The 2,571-nt window shown below is 60.6% G+C and carries 2 protein-coding genes; both read right to left on the bottom strand.

Annotated elements, in window-relative coordinates; genetic code table 11:
• Positions 1-94 precede the first annotated feature (94 nt).
• A complete protein-coding gene (locus NW820_RS00980) occupies positions 95-1,234 on the bottom strand; it encodes a type III-B CRISPR module-associated protein Cmr3 (RefSeq protein ID WP_414406437.1) in 1,140 nt (379 codons plus the stop codon).
• Positions 1,231-2,571 (bottom strand): type III-B CRISPR-associated protein Cas10/Cmr2 (cas10, locus tag NW820_RS00975; RefSeq protein WP_414406436.1); only part of this gene is annotated, 1,341 nt, incomplete at its 5' end. The genes NW820_RS00980 and cas10, both read right to left, overlap by 4 nt.

The following is a 2,571-nucleotide window of genomic DNA, read 5'->3' as shown; positions in this document are numbered from 1 at the left end:
GTGTGCAGGGGAGTCAATAGATGGAGGTAGGCAATCTGAAAAGTCATGGATGGGCTCCTTTTGCGAGTAAGTATTCAAGGACTGAAAGCAAAACTCAGTTGGCCCAAGGCAGCCATAGGAGCTCGCTATAGCCCAACAGCCGCCAGCGGTGGAACACGTTGAGCCGGCCATCTTCTAGCTCGGGCTCTTCTTGGTTGAGGGGGGCCGGCTGCTCCAGGTAGTAGATACTGCCAGGGGGCGCGGCAAAAACTTGGGGGGCGGGCAGGCTCATCTGCCGCTGCTCTGGGGGGCGATCCACCCGCAGGCGTCCACTGATGGCAACGGGCTTGCCGGTGGCCACGCTCACCAAGGGGCCGGTGAGGGGATGGGCGGGGTGGGGAGTGGCCAATCGCCATTCCCACGGCCAGGCGCGGCAGAGGGAACGCCCGTCCACCTTTTTGATGAACACACCTGGGGTCACCAAGTAGGCCAAAGCGCGTCCGGCTTGGCAAAAGGCGGCCTGAGAAAGGTCCTGCAACTGCTGCCACTGCTCCTGCAGCTTCGGACAGGGGGCCAGCAAAGCGCAGTGGCCTTCTCCCCCCAGCCGCAGCACTGCTTCCTGAGTAAGGGGTAGGGGATCCCAGGCTTCGCGATCGGGATCCCAGCACTCGATGGAAAGGGCCAAACTCCAGCCCGGCTGAAGGCGGATGCAGGTCTCCACAAAGTAGCCATCGGCTTCTCGCACTTGCCGCTTGCTCACCTGCAGGGTGTTGTGGGGCCGTACTTCATACTTCAACGGCGGCTTGACGGCCTGGCTGAGATCCCAGCCTTTGCCTTCCAGCGCCTTTTGCACCACCTCGAAGGGCAGGTAGCCTCCTGTTTTCTTCTTCTTGCTGCTCTGGCTGCCTTCGGGTTCCTCCTCTGCTGGCCTCAGGGACACCAACGGGGCTGGCCGGGTGGGATCCCAGCGGCAATCGAAGTAGGGATCCGTCTTGTCCAACCAAGGAACGGGAACAAGGGGGAATCCGTCTTCCAGATGCAGAGGGGCGGGGAAATAGAGCCTTTCGTCGTGGCAGAGAAAGGGGCCCCGCAGCCGCAGCGTCAAGGGCTGGCCCAGGTAAGCCTGGATAGCACCAGCAAGGGTATGGCCGCTAGGGGGAAAGCTGCTGTTGGCCCAGGCCCGCTCTCCCGGGGCAAAGGGCTTAGCATCCCGAAACATCCACACATCCAAGGGTGATAGGGTAAACCAACTCATCGGCCGTTCCTCCCCAATTTCACGGTGCGGTTGCGCAGCACAAAAGCCGCCAGCTTGAACCAGTTTTTGATCTCCAGATCCCACTCCTGGGGCTGGGCGGGCAGGCTGTGCTGCCAAAAATGCTGGATAAACTCCACAAGCTTGTTCTGGAAGTGCTCTTTCTGCTCCGATTCCTGTTTGAAGAGATCCCGGCGGCTGCAGAACAACCGGGCCCACTCGCGCACTGCCTCTAGGCTCGGAGCTGGGTGTTGCTCCCAAAGCTGGGCCGCTTGTTCAAACAAAGAGCTTTGATCCTGCTGCTGGCCCATGAGCTTCCAGTCAAAATCAAGGAGGTCTTTCCACTTGTCGAACGTGTCGAACTTGCTGGTGCTCACCAGTTGGTTGCCATTGGCAAACAGCACCCGCACCTGCACGCTGTCTTTGGGGCAGCCATGGGCATAGAGGTGGCCCTTGGCTTCTTCTTCCGCCTGCCAAAGGTTTTCCAGGGCAATGGCCAGAGGCACCGAGTGATGGGCAATCACCACGCCGAAGCTGATGGTGGCTGCGGATCCCAGGGTAAAGAGGGGGCGCCGGCTCAAACCTTCGGGAGGCCGCCCTTTTTTCCACTGCCAGTAGTCCCCCAGGTTCTCAAACTCCCGCCAGTCATCCTCTCCCCCCCGGAAACACTGGCGAATATCCCACAGCCAGCCATCCCACTCCCAGAGGTTGGTGTAGGCCAAAACGTCGTCCCCACCGGCGTAGATGAGCTTGCCTGCATAGCGTTGCTCTGTTAGGTAGGGCACCAACTGGCCGGAAAAATCCAGCAGGGCGCGGCTTAGGGCGCTGTGGGTGGCAGGCCCCATGCGCTTGCGGCTGTTTTTGACAAACTTCTGAAAAGCGTCTTTGACTTGCTCCAGCTCCTCCTTGTCCTTGCCAAAGACCTCGCCAATGGCTTCCGTTTGCCCGTTGGCCAGCCGCTGTAGGGGTTGAGGCAGATAGTCGTAGTAGGATTTCATCTTCTCGCCCCTGAGCCATTTGCCCATGTCGTCCCCATCCCCGGCAGCCAGCACGTACCAACTGGCGGGGTTAACGCTGGGGTAGTAGCGGCCTAGAAGCGTCTCGATGTCCTGCCGGTAGCTTCTTTGCGTTTCCTCGTCCAGCTCCAGGTCTTCCACCAGCCAACCGGCATTGAGCAGACGGGGATGGTAGCACAGCTTCTGCTGGTCGGCCCACGGGATCCCCCATTTGCCCCGCATTTCCCGCAGCACCCCTCTGACCTCCGGGTAGCGGGCCTCCACTGCCTGACAGGCCTGCTCGAAGTGCTCTCGTTCCCGTCGCCCTTGGGTTTTGAGGTAGCC

This window comes from Synechococcus sp. R55.7 (assembly GCF_047461955.1).
Lineage (GTDB): Bacteria > Cyanobacteriota > Cyanobacteriia > Thermostichales > Thermostichaceae > Thermostichus.
This window is presented reverse-complemented; position numbering and strand designations above follow the sequence as displayed.

Coding starts and splice junctions, on each gene's coding strand:
- NW820_RS00980 (WP_414406437.1), bottom strand. CDS start 1,234: ATGAGTTGGTTTACCCTATCACCCTTGGATGTGTGGATGTTTCGGGAT.